Annotated in this window: 21 protein-coding genes; 11 read left to right on the plus strand and 10 right to left on the minus strand. The window is 59.4% G+C overall.

Going from position 1 to position 20,737, the window contains the following annotated elements:
• Nucleotides 1-135 precede the first annotated feature (135 nt).
• Nucleotides 136-912 (plus strand): Bax inhibitor-1/YccA family protein, encoded by a 777-nt coding sequence (locus tag ACR0NO_RS06835; protein WP_170377970.1) that lies wholly within the window; start codon nucleotides 136-138, stop codon nucleotides 910-912.
• A 113-nt stretch (nucleotides 913-1,025) separates the two neighbouring features.
• On the opposite strand, the gene ACR0NO_RS06840 is transcribed toward ACR0NO_RS06835, so the two are convergent.
• Complete coding sequence (locus ACR0NO_RS06840; RefSeq protein WP_480723428.1) at nucleotides 1,026-1,205, minus strand: CTP synthetase; 180 nt, start codon at nucleotides 1,203-1,205, stop codon at nucleotides 1,026-1,028.
• Nucleotides 1,206-2,491: 1,286 nt separating this feature from the next.
• Nucleotides 2,492-4,291, minus strand: a complete 1,800-nt coding sequence (gene lepA / locus ACR0NO_RS06845) for a translation elongation factor 4 (RefSeq protein WP_170665622.1) — start codon at nucleotides 4,289-4,291, stop codon at nucleotides 2,492-2,494.
• A 162-nt stretch (nucleotides 4,292-4,453) separates the two neighbouring features.
• On the opposite strand from lepA, the gene ACR0NO_RS06850 reads away from it, so the two are divergent.
• From ACR0NO_RS06850 to ACR0NO_RS06860, 3 genes are all read left to right on the plus strand, one after another.
• Nucleotides 4,454-5,554 (plus strand): Hint domain-containing protein, encoded by a 1,101-nt coding sequence (locus ACR0NO_RS06850; RefSeq protein WP_480723429.1) that lies wholly within the window; start codon nucleotides 4,454-4,456, stop codon nucleotides 5,552-5,554.
• A 2-nt stretch (nucleotides 5,555-5,556) separates the two neighbouring features.
• Nucleotides 5,557-5,865 (plus strand): hypothetical protein, encoded by a 309-nt coding sequence (locus tag ACR0NO_RS06855; RefSeq protein WP_170660004.1) that lies wholly within the window; start codon nucleotides 5,557-5,559, stop codon nucleotides 5,863-5,865.
• A 66-nt stretch (nucleotides 5,866-5,931) separates the two neighbouring features.
• Complete coding sequence (locus ACR0NO_RS06860) at nucleotides 5,932-6,885, plus strand: LysR family transcriptional regulator (RefSeq protein WP_170554570.1); 954 nt, start codon at nucleotides 5,932-5,934, stop codon at nucleotides 6,883-6,885.
• Here ACR0NO_RS06860 and ACR0NO_RS06865 read toward each other — a convergent pair.
• A complete protein-coding gene (locus ACR0NO_RS06865) occupies nucleotides 6,882-7,325 on the minus strand; it encodes a low molecular weight protein-tyrosine-phosphatase (protein WP_170377955.1) in 444 nt (147 codons plus the stop codon). The two genes, ACR0NO_RS06860 and ACR0NO_RS06865, sit on opposite strands and share 4 nt — an antisense overlap.
• A 28-nt stretch (nucleotides 7,326-7,353) precedes the next feature.
• On the opposite strand from ACR0NO_RS06865, the gene ACR0NO_RS06870 reads away from it, so the two are divergent.
• Together ACR0NO_RS06870 and ACR0NO_RS06875 are read left to right on the plus strand one after the other, a co-directional pair.
• Nucleotides 7,354-8,046 (plus strand): NAD-dependent deacylase, encoded by a 693-nt coding sequence (locus ACR0NO_RS06870; protein WP_480723612.1) that lies wholly within the window; start codon nucleotides 7,354-7,356, stop codon nucleotides 8,044-8,046.
• Nucleotides 8,047-8,109: 63 nt separating this feature from the next.
• Complete coding sequence (locus ACR0NO_RS06875; protein WP_480723430.1) at nucleotides 8,110-8,718, plus strand: HdeD family acid-resistance protein; 609 nt, start codon at nucleotides 8,110-8,112, stop codon at nucleotides 8,716-8,718.
• A 98-nt stretch (nucleotides 8,719-8,816) separates the two neighbouring features.
• Here the strand turns inward: ACR0NO_RS06875 and ACR0NO_RS06880 are convergent, their stop codons facing one another.
• The 4 genes from ACR0NO_RS06880 to meaB all read right to left on the minus strand — a co-directional run bounded on the left by ACR0NO_RS06880 (nucleotide 8,817) and on the right by meaB (nucleotide 11,573).
• Nucleotides 8,817-9,299, minus strand: coding sequence for a copper chaperone PCu(A)C (locus ACR0NO_RS06880; protein ID WP_480723431.1), 483 nt, complete (start codon nucleotides 9,297-9,299; stop codon nucleotides 8,817-8,819).
• Between the two features lie 45 nt (nucleotides 9,300-9,344).
• Nucleotides 9,345-9,695 carry a hypothetical protein gene (locus ACR0NO_RS06885; protein ID WP_480723432.1) on the minus strand — a complete coding sequence of 117 codons (351 nt, stop codon included), beginning with the start codon at nucleotides 9,693-9,695 and terminating at the stop codon, nucleotides 9,345-9,347.
• A gap of 397 nt (nucleotides 9,696-10,092) precedes the next feature.
• Nucleotides 10,093-10,380 (minus strand): 50S ribosomal protein L28, encoded by a 288-nt coding sequence (rpmB, locus tag ACR0NO_RS06890; RefSeq protein WP_085794823.1) that lies wholly within the window; start codon nucleotides 10,378-10,380, stop codon nucleotides 10,093-10,095.
• Nucleotides 10,381-10,601: 221 nt separating this feature from the next.
• A complete protein-coding gene (gene meaB / locus ACR0NO_RS06895) occupies nucleotides 10,602-11,573 on the minus strand; it encodes a methylmalonyl Co-A mutase-associated GTPase MeaB (protein ID WP_480723433.1) in 972 nt (323 codons plus the stop codon).
• Between the two features lie 120 nt (nucleotides 11,574-11,693).
• On the opposite strand from meaB, the gene hrpB reads away from it, so the two are divergent.
• The 3 genes from hrpB to ACR0NO_RS06910 all read left to right on the plus strand — a co-directional run bounded on the left by hrpB (nucleotide 11,694) and on the right by ACR0NO_RS06910 (nucleotide 16,326).
• Nucleotides 11,694-14,144, plus strand: a complete 2,451-nt coding sequence (hrpB, locus tag ACR0NO_RS06900) for an ATP-dependent helicase HrpB (RefSeq protein ID WP_480723434.1) — start codon at nucleotides 11,694-11,696, stop codon at nucleotides 14,142-14,144.
• Between the two features lie 163 nt (nucleotides 14,145-14,307).
• Nucleotides 14,308-14,766 (plus strand): NUDIX hydrolase, encoded by a 459-nt coding sequence (locus ACR0NO_RS06905; protein WP_480723435.1) that lies wholly within the window; start codon nucleotides 14,308-14,310, stop codon nucleotides 14,764-14,766.
• Nucleotides 14,767-14,847: 81 nt separating this feature from the next.
• Nucleotides 14,848-16,326, plus strand: coding sequence for an inorganic phosphate transporter (locus tag ACR0NO_RS06910; RefSeq protein WP_170554586.1), 1,479 nt, complete (start codon nucleotides 14,848-14,850; stop codon nucleotides 16,324-16,326).
• A 62-nt stretch (nucleotides 16,327-16,388) separates the two neighbouring features.
• Here ACR0NO_RS06910 and ACR0NO_RS06915 read toward each other — a convergent pair whose 3' ends face one another.
• Both ACR0NO_RS06915 and ACR0NO_RS06920 read right to left on the minus strand, forming a co-directional pair.
• Nucleotides 16,389-17,363 (minus strand): 2-dehydropantoate 2-reductase, encoded by a 975-nt coding sequence (locus ACR0NO_RS06915; RefSeq protein ID WP_480723436.1) that lies wholly within the window; start codon nucleotides 17,361-17,363, stop codon nucleotides 16,389-16,391.
• A gap of 74 nt (nucleotides 17,364-17,437) precedes the next feature.
• On the minus strand, nucleotides 17,438-18,400 hold the full coding sequence (locus ACR0NO_RS06920; protein WP_209254443.1) for a pirin family protein: 963 nt from the start codon (nucleotides 18,398-18,400) through the stop codon (nucleotides 17,438-17,440).
• Between the two features lie 283 nt (nucleotides 18,401-18,683).
• Between ACR0NO_RS06920 and ACR0NO_RS06925 the strand changes: the two genes are divergently transcribed.
• Entirely contained in the window at nucleotides 18,684-19,163 is a 480-nt protein-coding gene (locus ACR0NO_RS06925) for a twin-arginine translocation pathway signal (protein WP_480563627.1), read from the plus strand.
• Nucleotides 19,164-19,207: 44 nt separating this feature from the next.
• Nucleotides 19,208-19,768: a ferric reductase-like transmembrane domain-containing protein gene (locus tag ACR0NO_RS06930; RefSeq protein ID WP_480723613.1), complete on the plus strand. Its 561-nt coding sequence runs from the start codon at nucleotides 19,208-19,210 to the stop codon at nucleotides 19,766-19,768.
• On the opposite strand, the gene argF is transcribed toward ACR0NO_RS06930, so the two are convergent.
• Complete coding sequence (argF, locus tag ACR0NO_RS06935; RefSeq protein ID WP_170471881.1) at nucleotides 19,765-20,691, minus strand: ornithine carbamoyltransferase; 927 nt, start codon at nucleotides 20,689-20,691, stop codon at nucleotides 19,765-19,767. The two genes, ACR0NO_RS06930 and argF, sit on opposite strands and share 4 nt — an antisense overlap.
• Nucleotides 20,692-20,737: the final 46 nt, after the last annotated feature.

Genomic DNA, 20,737 nt, shown 5'->3' on the forward strand with positions numbered 1-20,737 from the left:
GCCGTTTTTGTTGCGTATTTTAGGCGGAAATACTGCAGAAACTCTTGAAACACAGCCTGCAGTTGCCGATATTCAGCAGGAAAGTGGCCAATACTTACGGGCCGCACGCAGATACGTTTAGGGAGACCTTTGTAAATGGCACAATTCGATACGATTCGGACGGCCGCAGGCGCACGCGCCGCCGAGATTGATGAGGGCCTTCGCGCCCATATGAACAAAGTCTACGGCACGATGTCCGTGGGCATGTTCATCACCTTCCTCGCAGCCTGGGCGATCTCGGGTCTGTCGATCACCACCGATCCGTCGGCAGCCGTGGCGCAACTGAACGCGAACACTTACCTGACCGCGCTAGGTCATTCGATCTATGTCTCGCCGCTGAAATGGGTGATCATGTTCGCACCACTGGCCTTTGTGTTCGGCTTCAGCGCCATGATCAACCGCATGTCGGCTGCGGCTGCACAGCTGGTGTTCTACTCGTTCGCCGCCGTAATGGGCCTGTCGATCAGCTGGATCTTCATCGCCTTCACCGGTCAGTCGATCATTCAGGTCTTCCTGATCACCTCGATCGCCTTTGCTGGCCTGTCGCTTTACGGCTACACGACCAAGAAAGACTTGTCTGGCATGGGCACCTTCCTGATCATGGGCGTTATCGGCCTGATCGTCGCGATGGTGGTCAACATCTTCCTGGCCTCGTCGGCCATGGCCTTCGCGATCTCGGTCATCGGCGTTCTGATCTTCGCCGGCCTGACCGCCTATGACACGCAGCAGATCAAGAATACCTACCTGCAGATGGCACATGCCGGTGATCAGGAATGGCTGGGCAAAGCCGCCATCATGGGCGCGCTGAGCCTGTACCTGGACTTCATCAACATGTTCATGTTCCTGCTGCAACTGCTGGGGAACCGAGAGTAAACCTCTCCCCCACTGCAGAAACCATTCAAACCTGCCAGGACCCGATCTTGGCAGGTTTTTTGTTTCCGGAATATGCGTGACGGAACCTGTAGCTCACAGGCGATGGCCGAGTGTCACCCCTCCAGCTTGCGCGCCACCAGATACGAGGCCGGAAAGGCCGCCACAAACCCCACCACAGCCGCCATCACGATTGGCAGGACTGCGGTGTAGCCCATCACCAGAACAGCAATAACCGCTGTGCCTGCGAGGGTAGAGCCAAGGAAGATATGAACGATCAACATCAGGGGGAGCATTGCGACCTCATTCAAGTATTTACCTGTTCGCGAACACTAGCGCTTTGATCGAATTCGGTCCTTGATCTGGGTCAGAGGTCTAGAGGTCACAGATCACTTGCAACGGCCCGCGTGTATTAGTTCGAGGAACCGTTCGGAGCGGCGGAATGGAGGGGGGAAGAACCGCGACCGACCCGAGTGGATGAGTGGCGCCCCAGAATTTATCCAGCGTGCGAACTCATCCGCGAAAGAGCGGAACCCCGGGGCGCAAAAGCATTTTCAACCGTTGATAAGTAGAACTGAGGGCCACGCCGACCCGAGGGGTGGCGCAAACGCGCCGCCCCATGGGGGCGGGTCGGCGCGGCCCGGCGGTGCCGCCGGGCGGGTGGGTTGGTCGGTGATCAGGATTTTGTTTGCCCACGGTTATGATTTCAACGGAGCGACCACTGAGCATTGGTCAGTTGGCGGATGGCAAAAAACAGATAGTTATCCACAGAAAACTGCTAATTCCTGTTGACAACACCAATATATTGGGTAACTAATGGTATCAAATGGCAACATCTGGGTGTTTTTACCGCAATTTGTGGTGTTTTCATTTTGTTCTCTTGCATATTGATAGTCGTCGAGCCATGCTGAGGTATGAGCTATAACGAATCGCGCCGCCAAGGTGGTCAGACCAAGACGGCGCTTCGTTGTAGTACCGCGCTTAACCATGAGGGGTTGTCGCGGTCCGTTTGCAACGCGTGAATCCTGACGGATTCACTAAAAACAGTCAAGACGCCCCTCGCTGAAACAACGAGAGAGGCGACACTATGCCAAATTACTACGTCAACATGAATCCGCAACCGGATGGGTATCATGAAGTGCATGTGGACGATAACTCATGCCCACATCCTCCGTATCTATTGAATCGGGTTCCGCTCGGCTGGCACCCGAATTGCCAAAGCGCCCTGTCGGCTGCAAGACAACGGTACTTGCTGGTAGACGGATGCGCCTATTGCGTGCCCAATTGTCATACAAGGTAAGGAGGTTTTGATGGCTACAAACCCACCCTCAGGTGACGGTCGCAGAAAGGGAATGGTTAGAGGTCGTTCTCAATCCAAGACTCCATCCGGCCACTACGTGAAGCGCGACACATCAACAGGTCGCTTCATGGACGTTAAAACTTCCGATAAGAAGCCCTTCAAAGGGGTTAGGAAAGAAAAATAATGTGTTGAGCGGCTACGGTCGCTCTCCTGATCCAACTTGTGGGCACGCAAGTTGGCTGCGCCAACCGCTTTCGCCCACCGTCACTTAAAATGGACAGCCTAGCTGTCCATTTTAAGTGCAGAAATAAACGCCTCCTGTGGAATATCCACCTTCCCGAACTGGCGCATCTTCTTCTTACCCGCCTTCTGCTTGTCCAGCAGTTTGCGTTTCCGCGTGGCGTCGCCTCCGTAGCATTTGGCGGTCACGTCCTTGCGCAGGGCCGAGAGGGTCTCGCGGGCGATGACCTTGCCTCCGATGGCGGCCTGGATCGGGATTTTGAACATGTGGCGCGGGATCAGGTCTTTGAGCTTTTCGCACATCGCCCGGCCCCGCATCTCGGCCCGGTCGCGGTGAACCATTGTCGACAGGGCGTCGACCGGCTCGTCATTCACCAGAACCGACATCTTGACCAGATTGTCCTCGGTATAGCCGGTCATCTGGTAGTCGAACGAGGCATAGCCCTTGGTCACTGATTTCAGGCGGTCGTAGAAGTCAAAGACAACCTCGTTCAGCGGCAGGTCATAAACGACCATGGCGCGGGTGCCCGCATAGGTCAGGTCCAGCTGGATGCCGCGGCGGTCTTGGCAGAGTTTCAGCACGTCGCCGAGATATTCATCCGGAACCAGAATTGTCGCCTTGATGCGCGGCTCCTCGATATGGTCGACCTTGGAGGGATCGGGCATATCAGCGGGATTGTGCAGCTCGATCATCTCGCCGTCTTTCATGTAGACGTGATAGATCACCGACGGCGCGGTGGTGATGAGCTCGATATCGTATTCGCGTTCGATGCGGTCGCGGATGACTTCTAGGTGCAACAGCCCGAGGAAGCCACAGCGGAAACCAAAGCCCAGCGCGGCGGAGGTTTCCATTTCAAAGCTAAACGAGGCGTCGTTGAGGGCCAGTTTGTCGATCGCATCGCGCAGGTCTTCGAATTCAGAGCTGTCAACGGGGAAGAGGCCGCAGAACACCACCGGCTGCGCGGGTTTGAAGCCGTCCAGCGCGTCCTCAGTCCCGTTGCGGTCATTGGTGATCGTGTCACCCACGCGGGTGTCGCGGACCTGTTTGATTGAGGCGGTCAGAAAGCCGATCTCACCGGGGCCCAGCGAGTCCACCATCTCCATCTCGGGGCGGAAGACACCGACGCGGTCGACATGATGCAAGGTGCCGTTCGACATGAACTTGACCCGCATGCCCTTTTTCAACGTGCCGTCCATGATGCGGACCAGAACGATGACACCGAGATAGGCGTCGTACCACGAATCCACCAGCATCGCCTTGAGCGGCGCGTCCAGATTGCCCTGCGGTGCGGGCAGTTGCTGCACGATGGCCTCAAGCGTTTCGTGGATGCCCTGCCCCGTCTTGGCGCTGACCTGAATGGCGTCGGTCGCGTCGATGCCGATCACATCCTCGATCTGTTCCGCCACGCGATCACAATCGGACGCGGGCAGATCGATTTTGTTCAGCACCGGTACGATCTCATGATCGGCGTCGATGGCTTGGTACACGTTCGCCAGCGTCTGCGCCTCGACCCCTTGGGTCGAGTCCACGACCAGCAGCGAGCCCTCGACCGCGCGCATGGACCGAGAGACCTCATAGGCAAAATCCACATGGCCGGGGGTGTCGATCAGGTTCAGCACGTATTTCTCGCCATCATCCGCCGTGTAGTCGATGCGGACCGTGTTGGCCTTGATGGTGATGCCCCGCTCGCGCTCGATATCCATGCTGTCGAGCAGCTGCTCCTTCATGTCGCGATCCTTGACCGTTCCGGTCTCTTGGATGAGCCGGTCAGCAAGGGTGGATTTGCCATGGTCGATATGCGCGACGATGGAGAAATTGCGGATATGAGCGAGGTCTGTCATGGATTGGGATATGTCCGGAGTTTGTGGTCTCGTCAAGCGCTGAAGCGTTGCAAAAAAGGCCATTCTCGCAGCTTTCTGAGCAGTGGCATTTACCGGATTCTAGCCAATGGGTAGAATGCTTAGAGCGACTGATCCGAAAAAGAACCAGAAAGCAGCTATCAGGTGGCCGACTATTCTATCTTCGTTTTGGGCGAAAGCCAGTTAACGGTTTCGGTCGCGCAAGGGCTGGACGGCCTCACCCAGGGCACAGGCATCCATCTGATTGGTGGAACAATTACGTTCGACACTCTAGCTGTTACAGAAGTCTTCATCACGGACGCAGGCTCAGATACGAGCTTTGCAGACAATGATGGCAATCAGCGCCTGGATGGTGACCAAACAATTGATGGAACCCTGTTTTCCAGTGGTACGCGGGTTGAGGCCGAATATGGCATTACCCTGACGGATGGAACCAATACCTACCAGGCTGTTGCCTTCAATGTGAATAACTCCTCCCCCGCCTTTGGTACAGTTGAAGGGATAGCATTTATCGGCGGCCCGGGCGAGTTTCCTCCGTCAGGTATCCCACTGACCGTCGTCAGCACGCAAGAGGGTCCGAGCTTTGATTCCTCAGAATATGTGAGCCCCATCTGCTATTGCCGCGGAACACTCATAAAGACCCCAGAGGGTGATATCCCGATTGAGAAGCTTCAGGTGGGCGACTTGGTCTGGACAAAAGACGACGGGTACCTGCCGATCACCTTGGTCGGATCGCAAGATGTGATCGCAAGCGGGAGTTTTAGAGCTGTCGAAATCCCCCCCGGCCCATTGCAAAATCCAATGGCAATAAGCGTTTCACAGCAACATCGCCTGCTGATCACGCATCCTGCGGCCGAGCTTATGTTTGGGGCGCCGGACGTGTTTGTTCCTGCAATCAGCCTTGTTGATGTTGGCCTTGCCCGCTTCTCCGATGCACGCGCCGTTTGCTATCATCACATCTTACTTGATCGGCATAGCATCCTAAAAGCCAACGGGATTGAGTCGGAAAGCATGTTTGTTGCGAAAGCGCCTCGGGAAGCAGAGCCAGACGCATTTTTTTTCCAGAATATCACCCCACTATCAGCCGGGCCGATGCAGATCGCGCGGATGCCGCTAACACGTCGTGAAGCCACGGTCTTGCTTTGTGAAGTCCTACGTATTGATCCCAAGCCCCGTTTGATTCATACTTCAGCGCAGATTGAGAGGGGCGCAAGATCCCTCCAAGCAGGCAAAAACGAGGCATGAGCATGAAACAGTTCCTCCTAATCGCATTTTGTGCGGCGTCGCTGACGACAGTGGCTCCGGTTGCGGACGCATCGCAGATCAAACGGGCGTGTTTGGCGTCGGATCGTCAGGCTGCGACGCGGGCGCGGTGTTCTTGTATCCAGCGCGTGGCGGATCAGGCGTTGACGCGCAGTGATCAGAAGACCGTCTCGAAATGGTTCACCGACCCCCATCAGGCGCAGCAATTGAAGATGTCTCAGACAGCACGCGATGACGCACTGTGGGATCGGTATCAGAACTTTGGCCAAATGGCGCAAGCGATCTGCAGCTAAGCCTTTCTGAAACCTTGACCTGATGCCCGCTGCGCCCCAGAAAAGGCGCAGCGAAAGGTGTATCTTATGGTGATGAAAGGGCTGACCCTGCGGGGCCTTGAGGTGTTTGAGGCGCTGGCCCGGACAGGATCGGTGGCGCAGGCGGCCGAGATCACGGGGCTCAGCCAGCCCTCGGTTTCTCAGCAATTGCGCAATCTGGAAAAGGCCATCGGCACCGATCTGGTGGACCACGGGCGCAGGCCGATGCGGTTGACGCAGGCTGGGCGCAGCTTTCTCACCCGCGCGCAGGCGGTTCTGTCCGAGCTGCAGATGGCCCAGAGCGAGCTGACCGTGATGGATCTTGGGCACCTCACGACGCTCTCGATCGGGTTAATTGACGATTTCGACAATGACCTGACACCGCGGCTTGCGACACTCCTGGCAGACAGCCTGACGCGCTCGAAATTCAAGCTGATCACCCTGCCCAGCCTTGATCTGTTTTCCGAGCTTGAAGCACAGCGCCTGCATATGGCCGTCTCAGCCCATAGCGGCGAGGTTTTGGAGGGGGTCGTAGAGTACCCTCTGGTGCAGGACCCCTTCATTCTGGTCGCGCCGAGCAGCGTCAGCAATGGAACCGAGGCCATCGAGAAACTGCCTTTCCTGCGATATGCGCGCGAGCAGCTGATCAGCCGACAGATCGAGGCCCATATCGCCCGACAACAGATAGAGTTCGAAGAGCGGTTCGAGATCGGCTCACACCTGGCCCTGATGGCGATGGTGGCGCGGGGCTTGGGCTGGGCGATCACTACACCGCTGGGATATATGCGCGCGGCCCGGTTCCACGAGGACCTGCAGGCCCATCCCTGCCCGCTTGGCGCGTTTTCGCGCACGATATCGCTGTTCACCCGCACCGACTGGTCCGATCAGGTTCCGCAAGAGGTTTCGGGCATGATGCGACGGCTGATGCAAAGCCAGATGATCGATCCAGCCATTGCCAAGCTGCCCTGGCTCAGCGGGCAATTGAAGGTGATGGACAGCTAGCCCTCAAGATGCGTGGCAAGCCCTTCAACTGCGGTTTCGATCAGATCCAGCGCGCCGTCGAAATCCCGCGTGTAGTACGGGTCAGGTACGTGATCCGCGCCGGCATGAGGCGCAAAATCAGTCAATAGACGCACTTGGGTCTGATTGCCGACCGGGCGCAGGGCCTCAATATTCGCGATGTTCTCGGCGTCCATTCCAACAATCAGGTCGAACCGCTCGAAATCCTCAACCACGAATTGCCGGGCCCGCAGATCGTCCAGCTTGATATCCCGCGCTTTTGCCGCGGATTGCATCGGGCCATAAGGCGGCTTGCCGATATGCCAGCCTGCCGTCCCGGCGCTGTCGGTTGCGTGATGGGGCGCACGAGCGCGAAAGGCACCCTCGGCCGCAGGAGACCGACAGATATTGCCCAGGCAAACAAAGAGGATACGATGTGTCATGGGCCAATCTGTAGCGCGTGAGGGGCATATGGAAAAGATCGTCATTCTGACCGGGGCCGGGATTTCCGCCGAAAGCGGCCTCAGCACCTTTCGCGATGAGGGCGGCCTATGGGCGCAACACCGGATCGAGGATGTGGCAACGCCCGAAGGTTTCGCCCGCGACCCCGCCTTGGTTCAGGGGTTCTACAACGCCCGCCGCGTGCAGGCCGCCAAGGTGGAACCCAACGCGGCGCATAAGGCGCTGGCCAAGCTGCAACGGGACTTTCCGGGGGACGTTGTGATCGTCACGCAGAATGTAGACGGGCTGCACGAGGCCGGCGGCGCGCAGGATGTGATCCACATGCACGGGAAACTATCCGGTGCACTCTGCGCATCCTGTGGCCACCGCTGGACAGCACCGCCTGAGATGGAAGTGGGAGAACCCTGTCCGGCCTGCAACGCCCCCACCGCACGCCCTGACGTGGTCTGGTTTGGCGAAATGCCCTATCATATGGAGGAGATTTTCGGTCACCTCGCCTCCGCCACGATCTTCGCTGCGATCGGCACATCAGGCCAAGTCTATCCGGCGGCAGCTTTTGTGCACGAAGCTGGAGCAGTTGGGGCGCGAACGATTGAGATCAATCTGGAGCCGACAGGCGGAGGCTTCGACGACCATCTTCTGGGCAAAGCGTCCGAAACTGTGCCAAAATGGGTTGATCGCTTAATACAGATGCAACCCTAGTGCGAACGACATAGCGGGACTATCCCGCACTATTTCCACAAGGTTTATTCAAGAGGCCGTAAAATGACCGACCAAAACCCACAAACCGGCGAGATTCTGGACGATGGCAGCATGACCGAGCGAGACAGGCTGAGCGCGCAACTCTCAAGCCTGTGGTGGACGTTCCTGATACGTGGGGTGCTGGCGGGTGCGGTTGGTATCGCCGCTCTGTTCTGGCCCTCGGGCAGCATCGCGTTGTTGCTACGACTGGTTGGGGCACTGTTGATCATCGACGGCGGGTTGACTCTATTGGGGGTTGGTCGTCGCGGGCTGTTGGGCGGGGCGGCCATTGGCGCTGTTCTGATTGGCCTGGTCCTGCTTATTTGGCCGGAAGGCACCGTCAAGCTGGCCTTCTTCTTGCTGGGTGCCTGGGCATTGATCATCGGCATCGGCTCACTGGCCGCTTCACAACAAATGAATGAACGCGACCCTCAACGCGGCTCGATGCGTGGATCGGGGATCGCAGCTTTGATCATCGGCCTGGTCCTGATGATATGGCCAGCGGTTGCATTGATCGCACTGGGATGGGCCATAGCCTTTTCAGCCCTTGCGATTGCAGCCGTGATGTTCTGGCTCGCTACCCGCCTGCACAGCGCCAGTGACAGGGTCGGCATGAAAACCATCAATCGTTAGAACGCCAACATCAACCTAGGGACGCAAAAAGGCCGGGCTACGTGCCCGGCCTTACGCATGGATGACGGCCGCAGCGCGGCCCGAAGACAGGCGTTCACCTAGTTCGAATGCGACCCGTGGTTATCATGGCCATGCTTGTCCTGGCGCTCCAGATCAACCGGAATCTCGACCACGACCTCACCTGCATTTTCAAAAACCAGCGTAACCGGCAGCATCTCGCCTTGTACAAACGGGTCCTTCAGACCCATGAACATCACATGGGCACCCCCGCGCTTGAGCGCAAAGCTCTCACCCGCTGGAATCACAAAGCCTTCCTCGACATGCACCATCTTGGCCACGCCTGCATCGTCAATCATATGGGTGTGCAGTTCTACTCGGGCCGATACGTCCGAAGTCGCACGGATCAGGCGATCATCGGTATCACTGGTGTTCTGTATCACCATAAAGGCCGCACCCGCCTTGGCAGCTTTACCAGACGACCTCGCATATGCGTCGTCTACAACGATGATATCGGCGGCGAGGGCTGGAACGGCCAAAATGCAACCGGTCAGTGTTGCGAACAGAGTGGATTTGAGGGACATCGCGCCTCTCCTATTTCTTTTGGTCTGATTTGTATCGAAAGGGAATCAGACCTTCACCGGAGGGGCCCGCGCCGGTTTCCGCGGCAAAGGCAGCGCGATCAGATTCTCATCGCGGCTGAGCGGATGAACACCACCCAACAGCGGCGCATCAGGTACGACCGGAGGATGCAGATGAACCGCCCCCAGCAGAGCTAAAGCATAGTCAGGACAATAGTGCGGAGGCGCTGTCGGCTGCCCGTCCTCATCCATATAGACGACAACGGGTCCTGTGCCCGTACACAGCACCATCTGGCCTACGGCGCGGTCAACCCCCCGCGAAACGGCCAATCCCTGCCCTGTCAGAACAACCAACAGGCACATCACAACAGGCAGGATTCGAGGCACGAAACGTTTCATTCGGCCTCGATATAGGCTGCTGAGCTAGCGGGCTTCAAGCGCCAAACCGTCGCGTCCGAAATCGCTTCAGTATTCCAGGCCGCGACGCTTTACGGTTCCCTTTGTGAGGCTGGTATGAGACCGGTTCACCCGGCGCTGCATCCGGGAACATGCGGAAATTGTCTTACTTGCCAGCTTACTCAGCAAAAGAAAGAAATAAAAACTCTTAAATGACATTGTACAACACTCGTTGTTGATAAACCAATAATGGCAAAAATAGGGCGGCTTTGTCTGTGAACAAGATCACTCAAGAGGATTTTGTTTCCCGGACGAGCACAACCGTTGCCAATCGTTTCCAAATGAAAAAGCCCCGAACCGGCTAGGTTCGAGGCTTTGGAATTCTGTTAAGTGTAAGGACTTAGGCCGCGGCTTGGGCCTTAGCGATTTCCTTTTTCACTTTCAGAGCGTTTGCCGACAGCTCTTCGTCCTTGGCTTTCGCCAGGAACGCGTCCAGACCACCACGGTGGTCGACCGAGCGCAGGGCAGCTGCCGAGATGCGCAGCTTGACGCCGCGACCCAGGGTCTCGGACTGCAGGGTAACGTCGTTCAGGTTCGGCAGAAAACGACGACGAGTTCTGTTTTTGGCGTGGCTGACATTGTTGCCAGTCATCGGGCCTTTTCCGGTCAGTTCGCAACGGCGCGACATGGTTTCTTCCTTTGTTTCTGGAGGCCCGGCAAAACGCCTGCGGCCAAATCACAAGGGGCACAACCCGAAGTCGCGCCCGAAAACTGGTTGGATGCGTGTAGTGGGAATCGCTGGAAGGGTCAAGACACGGCGGACGGATTCTTTTCCAAAACCGTTTACTGCGGAACGGCCTGCCGGGCCGCACCTGCGGCGCGCGTATTTTGGAAAAGGTGAAAGCACCTTTAGACCAGACTCGCCAGCATTTTCTCGGCGGCTGCAGCAGGGCTGAGGCGACCTTGGGATACTTCTGCATCAAGCTGCGCCATCTGGGCCTTGGCCTGGGCCGTTTCGAGGCGTGCAAGCAGCGAATGCCGCACCTCTTGATCGAACCAATAGCGGGCTTGTGCGGCGCGATTGGATTGCCAATGACCCGCCTCGCGCCGCCAATCGGTCAGACTCTGAATTTCCGCCCATGCCTTGTCCAGCCCATGTTCCTCAACCGCTGACACCGGCATGGCCTTCGGGAAACCTTCGGGGTCCTGAGGCCGCTTGCGCAACAGGCGCAGGGCTCCGGCGTAGTCGGCGCAAGTGCGGGTTGCGGTCGCTTTCAGGTCTCCGTCGGCCTTGTTGATCAGGATGATGTCGGCCATCTCCATGATACCGCGCTTCACGCCTTGCAACTCATCCCCACCTGCCGGGGCCAGCAGCAGCAGGAACAGGTCCGACAGCTCCGAAACCACGGTTTCGGACTGGCCGACCCCCACGGTTTCGATCAAAACGACATCGTAGCCGGCTGCCTCGCACAGGGCGATGGCCTCGCGGGTTCGGCGGGCGACGCCGCCGAGGTGGCTCTGACTGGGCGATGGCCGGATAAAGGCGTTTTTCTCGCGGCTCAAACGCTCCATCCGGGTTTTGTCGCCCAGAATGGAGCCGCCCGAACGAGCCGAACTGGGGTCGACGGCAAGAACTGCAACGCGCAGCCCCTGCCCGATCAGCATCATACCAAAGCTTTCAATGAAGGTGGACTTGCCGACACCCGGCGTACCCGACAGGCCGATCCGCAGGGATTGCCGCCCGGACTGCGCCAGATGGGACAGCAACTCGGTCGCTTGCGCCCGGTGATCTTCCCGCTGGCTTTCGACCAAGGTGATTGCACGCGCCAAGGCCCGACGCTCGCCTTGCAATATCCTGTCGCCCAAGTCAGCTATGTCCATCCGTCCGGTCCCTTTAGAATCCGCCCTAGATGAATGTGCGACGCGTGGTTTGTCCAGAGGCCCTGCGGGATTAACTGCGCTGCTTCTGGACGTCGGGTCTCGCTTTGGCGATAAGGCCGCATGAGCCGTTTGCCGATAGATGACGCCCTTCCGGAACTCCTGGAGACCCTGAGAGCCCATGGCCGTGCCGTGCTACAGGCCCCGCCGGGGGCGGGCAAGACGACTCGGGTGCCTCTGGCGATGCTAGAGGCCGGATTGTGCGCCGGTCGGATCGTGATGCTCGAACCCCGGCGGTTGGCCGCCCGCGCCGCGGCCGAGCGGATGGCCGAAACGCTAGGCGAACGCGCGGGGCAAACGGTCGGATACCGAGTCCGGGGCGATGCGAAAGTGTCGAAATCCACCCGGATCGAGGTGGTCACCGAAGGCATCCTGACCCGCATGTTGCAATCTGAGCCCGACTTGCCCGGCATCGGCGCGGTGATTTTCGATGAGTTCCACGAACGCTCTCTGAACGCCGATCTGGGGCTGGCCCTGTGTCTTGAGGTAACCGGAGCCCTGCGCGATGACCTGATCCTATTGGCCATGTCGGCGACGCTGGATGCAGACCCCGTGGGGAGGTTGATGGAGGCCCCGCTGGTGACCTCGGAAGGTCGCAACTATCCGGTTGAAACGCGATGGTTGGAAAAACCACTGGGGGCGCAGGCCCGGCGGCTGGATGCGCTGATTGATCTGGTCGTTAAAGCTGAGCGGGAAAGCCAGGCCATCGGTGGCGGTATCCTCGTGTTCCTCCCGGGCGAGGGTGAGATCCGCCGCGCAGAAAGCGCACTGTCCGGGCGACTGCCACAGGATTGCGTTGTGCGCCCTCTCTTTGGGGCTATGCCCTTTGCCGCCCAGCGCGCGGCGATTGCGCCGGTTGAGAATGGACGGAAGGTGGTTCTGGCAACCTCAATTGCCGAAACCTCGCTGACGATCCCCGATATACGCGTCGTAGTTGATATGGGACAGGCACGGCGGGCGCGGTTCGATCCCGGCTCGGGCATGTCGCGGCTGGTGACGGAACGAGTCACGCGCGCCGAAGCAACCCAGCGCGCAGGCCGGGCGGGCCGGGTTTCAGACGGGCTATGCTATCGGCTATGGTCGAAAGGCGAAGAGGGGGCATTGGCCGCCTACCCGCCTGCCGAGATCGAGGCCGCCGACCTGACCGGGCTTGCGCTGGAACTGGCACTCTGGGGGGCCGAAGCCGGTGATCTGGCATTTCTGACAGCTCCGCCCGAGAGCGCTCTGGCTGAGGCGCAGGCGCTGCTGACCTTACTGGGCGCTTTGGATGGCAAGGGGCGGATCACGGATCATGGGCGTGCATTGGCTGCCCTGCCCTTGCATCCCCGCTTGGGTCATATGCTGGTTACGGCGGGGGCGCAGGCAGCCCCTCTGGCCGCACTGATGGCGGAACGTGATCCGCTGAAGGGCGCTCCGGTTGACCTGTCCTTGCGGCTTGAAGCTCTGCGCGACGCCCGTGCGTTTCAGCGCAACCGGGTCTGGCAGGTCAATATGGGAGTGTTGGACCGGGTGAAGGCCGAGGCCAAACGGTTGCGGGTGAAGGCCGGATCTGAGGCTGAAGACCTAAGCCCTGCGTCAATGGCCGCGCTGGCCTATCCAGACCGCATTGGTCAAAGGCGCAAGGGCGATGCACCGCGCTATGTGCTGTCCGGTGGCAAGGGCGTTGTGCTGGACAGCGGCGATACGCTGGCAGGCGCGCCCTATTTGGTGACCATAGATACCGACGGCAACCCGCGCGAGGCGAAAGCGCGCATGGCTGTACAAATCAGCGAAAGTGAAATTCGCGCCCTGTTTGCAGATCGGATCGGATGGGAGACCAGCTGCGTCTGGTCAAAACGCGACCGACGGGTCATTGCACGGCGGCAAGAATGCCTCGGCGCAATCACGTTAGAGGACCGTATCTGGAAAGACGTCCCCGAGGACGCGATAGCCCGTGCCATGTTGGACGGGGTTCGCGATCTGGGGCTGCGGTTGGAGGGCGCAGCCGCCCGGCTGGCCGCGCGGGTCGAACTGGCGCGTGCCGATGGGGTCGACCTGCCCGACTTCTCGGACCAAGGGCTGATCGACACGGTGGAAGATTGGCTGCTGCCCATGCTATCGGGCGTGCGTAGCGCAGAGAACTGGAAGCGCTTTGACCTGCTGCCCGCGCTGCGGGCCCGTCTGGACTGGACGCAGACGCAAGAGCTGGACCGCCGCGCGCCGGGATCCTTCGTCACCCCACTGGGCCGCAAGGTTCCCATCGACTACGGCGGCGATGCGCCCGAAATCTCGGTGCGTCTGCAAGAACTGTTCGGTGTCACGCGCCATCCGGTGGTCGGAGGCACACCGCTGAAGATCACCCTACTGTCTCCCGCACAACGCCCGATCCAGATCACCCGCGACCTGCCGGGGTTCTGGGCTGGCTCTTACGCGGATGTGCGCAAGGACATGCGCGCGCAATACCCCAAACACCCCTGGCCCGAGGACCCAACTCAGGCCGATCCGACGTTGCGGGCCAAACGAAGGCCCGACTGAGGCATCACCAAGCGCCGGATTTTGCCGAATTACCTCCAAATTGCGACAAAATTGCCGCCAAACCCCCAAGAAAAGCCGTTTTTCCGGGGTTACGTTGCATTCATCTATTCCGACGACTATCTGAACATGCATTGAGGTAAAATGTTTTCCGAGCGGCAGAAGAATGAAAGCGCAGTTGCAGAGAATCTGGGATGAGGTCGGACGACCTATGATACAGCGACCTAAGCGCGTGCAGGTGGCCGCCCTCTGTACGCGTCAGACCAAATCAGGCCACGAGGTTCTACTGGTGACCAGCCGCGACACCGGGCGCTGGATCATTCCCAAGGGCTGGCCGATCGACGGACTGGACGGCGCCGGGACTGCCCTGCAAGAGGCTTGGGAAGAGGCCGGCGTGCGTGAGGCCAAAGCCAAAAGAGAGCCGGTGGGTCATTTCACCTATGACAAGGTCCTCAAAGACGGCTCGGTCGAGGCGGTTTTGACCAGCGTCTACCATCTGCGCGTGACGAAACTGCTGGATGACTTCCCCGAAGCAGATCAGCGGGAGCGGAGCTGGGTGACGCCGAAGATTGCCGCTGAACGTGTGGATGAGCCTGAACTCAAGGCCCTGCTAAGGCATCTTTAAAGGTCAAGTGGCGTCATGGTTGCCCTCAGGTCGTGAAACCTGTAGGGACCGGCGTCAATCTTTTTGGACCTTATCACACCCATGTCGAACACGAACTCCAAACCGCGCTGGAAAGCGCTGGATAGCGACCTGCATCGCATCTCGCGGGTCGAGACAGCAAATGCGCATGTCGCCCGCCCCTTGCTGGCGCCGGGCATCGCTCTGGCCTTCATGGCATTGGCCGGGTTGACGGCGGCGGTTCTGTTTGGGCAGGCGGATGGTGGCGTGATCGTCGTCGCAGCGGCGGCGTTCGGGGCCTATATGGCAATCAATATCGGCGCCAATGACGTGGCCAACAACATGGGCCCGGCTGTGGGTGCAAATGCCCTGACCATGGGCGGCGCGATTGCCATCGCGGCCATTGCCGAAAGCGCAGGCGCGTTGCTGGCGGGCGGGGATGTGGTCTCAACCATCTCCAAGGGGATCATTGATCCGGCCTCGGTCCAGAACAGCAATGTGTTCATCTGGGCGATGATGGCGGCACTGATCTCCTCGGCCATGTGGGTCAATCTTGCGACCTGGCTGGGCGCGCCTGTTTCGACCACCCATTCCGTCGTAGGCGGAGTCATGGGTGCTGGCGTCGCTGCGGCAGGGCTGAGCGCGGTCAGCTGGGGCACCATGGGGGCCATCGCGGCCAGCTGGGTGATCTCTCCGGTTCTGGGCGGCGTGATTGCAGCTGTGTTTCTGGCGCTGATCAAGGCCAAAATCCAGTATCAGGACGACAAGATTGCAGCCGCGCAGCGCTGGGTGCCCATCCTCGTGGGGCTGATGGCCGGTGCGTTCGCTACCTATCTGGCGGTGAAGGGACTGAAGAAAATCGTTGCAATTGATCTGAACACAGCTGTTCTAATCGGTTTGGCCGCCGGTCTGCTGGCATGGGCCGTGACGGTGCCTTGGGTGCGTCGCCGCGCGCAAGGGCTGGAGAACCGCACGCGGTCGCTGAAAACCCTGTTCGGGCTGCCTCTGGTGATCTCTGCGACCTTCCTCAGCTTTGCGCATGGGGCCAATGATGTGGCGAATGCGGTCGGACCGCTCGCCGCTATCGTGCACGCAGCCGAGTTCGGAGATTTCGCCGCCAAAGTCACCATTCCCACATGGGTCATGGTGATCGGAGCCTTTGGGATTTCTTTCGGTCTGTTCCTTTTCGGGCCGAAACTGATCAGAATGGTGGGCAGTCAGATCACCAAGTTGAACCCGATGCGCGCCTTTTGCGTCGCGCTGTCTGCCGCCATCACCGTGATCCTGGCCAGTTGGTTGGGGCTGCCAGTCAGCTCGACGCACATCACAGTGGGCGCCGTTTTTGGCGTGGGTTTCTACCGCGAATGGCATTCCGACCGACGCTGGGCACATTCCAATCGCCAACGCCCGCCCGAGCAGCGCCTGGCGCGGGAAGAGCATCAGCGGCGCAAGCTGGTTCGCCGGTCGCATTTCATGACGATCGTGGCCGCTTGGGTGGTGACCGTTCCGGCAGCGGCTGTGTTGTCAGCTGTGATTTTCTGGATGCTGACTGCATTTGGATAAGCTGGGGACTTGCGAGGCTCTGCCTCGCGCTCCGGGATATTTTTAGCCAGATGAAGAGCGGATCAGGGTCTGATCTGGGCAGGCCGCATGGGTTCTGTTGGGGTTGCGCGGATCAATTCGGCAACCCGGCTGTTTATCGGGGTTGGTCTGTTTAGGGACTCGCCTAGGCGGATGATTTCGCCTTGCAGGCTGTCGATTTCCGTAGAGCGGCCGGCGCTCAGGTCATAAGCCATCGAGGTTCGCGCGCTGGGGTCGATGGTTAGCATTTTAGAGGCGATGCGCTTGAACAGAGGTGTCGGCAGGCGCAGGATATGCGGCGTCATCCACGCGGGTAGCGGTGTGGTCGAGGCGACCGGGTGACCGGCGGCTTTCAGAACCGCAAGCGCTTCGGCCATCTGATCGGCCATCAGGCGACGCCAATTGTGGTCCGTCAGTTGTTCGACCAGCGTAAGGCCAGATAGCGCATTCAGCGCGTTGTTGAGGTTGATGACGAGCTTGCCCCACTGAACGGCCTCTATCTCGCCGCTTTCGGCGATTGGAAGTCGGGTGCTGGTCAGATGTTCAGCCAAGGACCCCGGGCCCGCTTGTATGACGATATCCCCGGATGTGGCGCGGTGATAGGCGGCTGGGCGGGTTGGAACTACGTTAAAGGGGACCATCCCTGCGCGGACATCGTGGTTGGGCAATGCGGCGCGCAGGGTTCGCGCATTCTCCATCCCGTTTTGCCACGAAAGGACCGGAGTCGACTGCGAAGCGTGCGCAGCGATCAGTGCCGCTATGTCTTCGGTTGCGCCTGATTTCACTGTGACGACGATCAGATCGGCTTCGGCCAAACAGCTGGGATCTGTGCTGAGCGTCAGAGATGTGTCCGGAATCGTAAGAGTGAGACCCGAGAAATCGGTGACCGTCAGCCCCTGCTCTCGGATCGGGTCCAAGACGCGGGCGCGGCCCAGCAGAGTAACCATATGCCCAGCATCAGCCAACAGCGCGCCGCAATAGCAGCCGATACTACCCGCACCTGCAATGACGATCTTCATGGTGATCCCTCCATTGCGGGAAGGATCACCGGGTTAGCGTGTCGGGGCAAGCCCGGCGCGAGGTAACGTGGCGTTCAGCGGGCCAGTCTGGGTTTAGTGCGTTCCAGTTCTGGCGAGATTGGAATGAACTCCTGATCATCGCCGGGGGGCAAGTGGAAGGCTCCGTTCGCCCAGTCGGCGTTTTTCCATTCACGCGTCGCGTGCTCGATCTTTTCCTTCGACGAGGATACGAAATTCCACCAAATATAGCGCTCTTCGTTGAGGGTCGCGCCGCCGAGCAACATTAGCCGCGCGCCCATCGGCCCGGCCGTGACCGAGAGCTTGTCGCCCGGACGGAAAACCATCATGCGACCGGCCTCGAATTTATCGCCCGCGATCTCGACTGAGCCTTCGGTCACATAGACACCCCGATCCTCGTGATCGTCTGGCAGCGGGAATGACGCCCCAGGATCCAGTTCGACATCCAGATAGAAAGTCTCGGACAGCATGGTAACCGGGCTTGTCTCACCATAGGCCGAGCCGAGGATCAGGCGGGCGCTGACGCCTTTGTCCTGAATATGGGGCAGCGCGCCTTGTTTGTGATGCTCAAAATCCGGTGCCATATCCTCATGCGCTTCAGGCAAGGCGATCCAGGTCTGGATCCCGAATAGCTTGTTTTCGCGGGCGCGCGTCTCAGCACTTGTGCGTTCAGAGTGGGTCACGCCGCGACCGGCGACCATCCAGTTGACCTCACCGGGGTAGATCATTTGGTGGGTGCCCAGACTGTCCCGATGTTCGAACTCGCCCTGATACAGATAGGTCACCGTCCCCAGCCCGATATGAGGATGCGGGCGAACATCAATACCGCCTTCGGTGATGAACTCGGCTGGACCCATCTGATCGAAGAAGATGAACGGCCCGACCAGTTGGCGTTCGACCGATGGCAGCGCCCGGCGCACTTCGAACCCGCCCAGATCGCGGGCACGCGGGATGATCAACGTCTCAAGCGCCGGGTTTTCCGTGACGCAGTCGGGGGTGTGAGTCGGGTTCCAGCTCATGCCTGATCTCCTTTGGTCGGACGGGCTAACTTTCTAACGTTCCTGAATGCACTGTAGCGCAGAGTTCACGACATGTATCGCGCAACCATGCACATACTTGGTGCGGCGTCTGGTTCGTTGAAGCTCGGTGGGCCATGCACCCTCACATAGCCGTGAACATTAAATCGTCCACGCTTGGACGGCGCGCGCTCGGTTTTCCAATCAAGCGTGCTATATTTTGGGATAGGCGAACCCGGCCAGTCAGGTCGGGCTAGAATGTGGGCCACATGACAGGAGAGTTTCCATGACGCGCCTTCAGATAACCCGCCGGTCTCTTCTAGTTGCCGGCATTGGCACCCTCGCGACGGGTTTATCCGGGGGAGCGCATGCCAGCGGGCTCGCTGCGACCCCTTCGATGCGCGGTGGGTCCAACAACTATCGCCCCGGCGCGCCGATCGTCGACAGGATCGGTGGCGGAGGGTTCTGGATGACAGGCACCGTGCGACGCGCCGGAGACGGAGCGCCCCTGCCTGGTCAACGCATCCAGATCTGGGCGCACACGACCGAAGGGCACGAGCGCGATCCTCACAGTCACGGAGCGACCTTGACCGACGCCAATGGCGAGTTTCGGCTGGAGATGCCGCAGATCGTGCCTGCCTTCGGGCAACCGCATGGGCATCTGGCCTATGACAGCGGTGAGTTTCAGACGGTGTTCCTGCGGCCCGTGATGTCCAGCGCGAAAGACAAAACGCTGGCCGCACATTTCGTACTGCAACCTGCCTGAGCCACGTGATCCGAAGCGCTCTGATTTGGCTGGGGATTGGAGCCGTGTTGCTCGTTCCGTTGATTGCGGCTGCAACCAGCCCTTATCTCGCTTGGCGTGACCCTATCTACATCCTAGCAGGGTTTGCCGGGGTTCTGAGCCTTGGGTTGCTATTGCTGCAACCTTTTTTGGCGGCCAGAAACTTGCCGGGACTTGCCCCAATGACCAGCCGTCGCGCGCATAGATGGGTCGGGATTGCGTTGGTCATGGCCATTGTGATCCATGTTGGCGGTCTCTGGATCACCAGCCCTCCGGATGTGGTGGATGCGTTGCTCTTCGTCTCAGCGACCCCGTTTTCCGCGTGGGGAGTGATCGCGATGTGGGCCGCTTTTTCCACGGCGTTTCTGGGTATCTACCGACAGCGCTTGGCCTTGCGGTTTCGCGTCTGGCGGCTAACGCATACGACCCTGGCTTCCGTGACGATCGTCGGAAGCGTTGTGCATGCCATGCTGATCGAAGGCACGATGGAGATCATGACCAAGACAGCCCTGTGCGTGTTGGTGCTATTGGCGAGCGGGCAGGCGCTCGCCAAACTGCGCGTTTGGGACGTTAGGAGACGGACTTAAACGCCCAGACACCACCGCATCACTGCTTTCTGGGCATGAAGGCGGTTCTCGGCCTCATCAAAGATGACCGAGTTCGGGCCGTCCATCACCTCGGAGGTCGCTTCTTCCTCGCGGTGGGCGGGCAGGCAGTGCATGAACAGTGCATCCGGCTTGGCATGGGACATCAGCTCGGTATTGACCTGATAGGGGCGCAGCATGTTGTGGCGACGCTCTTTCGCGGATTGGCTGTCATGCATCGAAACCCAGGTGTCGGCAACCACTAAATCCGCGCCCTCAACGGCCTTGTAGGGATCACGTTCAACGACGATTTGCGAGCCCTTCTGACGGGCAAAACCCATGAATTCTTCCTCGGGGTCGAACTGTGCCGGGCCGGTGAAGGTCAGGTCAAAACCAAACTGCCCAGCCGCGTGTAGGAACGAGGCGCATACATTGTTGCCGTCGCCGGTCCAGACCACCTTTTTACCCGCAATCGGGCCGCGGTGTTCTTCGTAGGTTAGGATATCGGCCATGATCTGACAGGGATGGGTGCGGTCGGTCAGGCCGTTGATCACGGGCACGTCCGAGTATTCGGCCATCTCGGTCAAGACGGTCTCGTCAAAGGTGCGGATCATGATCATGTCCACATAGCGTGACAGGACACGGGCCGTGTCGGCGATGGTTTCGCCATGGCCAAGTTGCATGTCCTTGCCAGACAGAACCATCGTCTGACCGCCCATTTGACGTACACCGACATCAAAGGACACGCGCGTCCGGGTCGAGGGTTTTTCGAAGATCAGCGCAACCATATGGTCTTTGAGCGGCTGTTCATCATCCAGCGCGGCTTTTGGCCGTCCAAGGCGGGCCTGTTTCATCGCGCCCGCTTGATCAATCATGTTGCGCAGGTCTGCTGCGCCGGTTTTGTGGATATCAAGGAAATGGTTCATATCGTTTTGCTCTTGGCTATCAACGGTCGGGGGCGGTGCCCCCGAG

The sequence above is a fragment of the Ruegeria sp. CL3 genome (assembly GCF_056536505.1).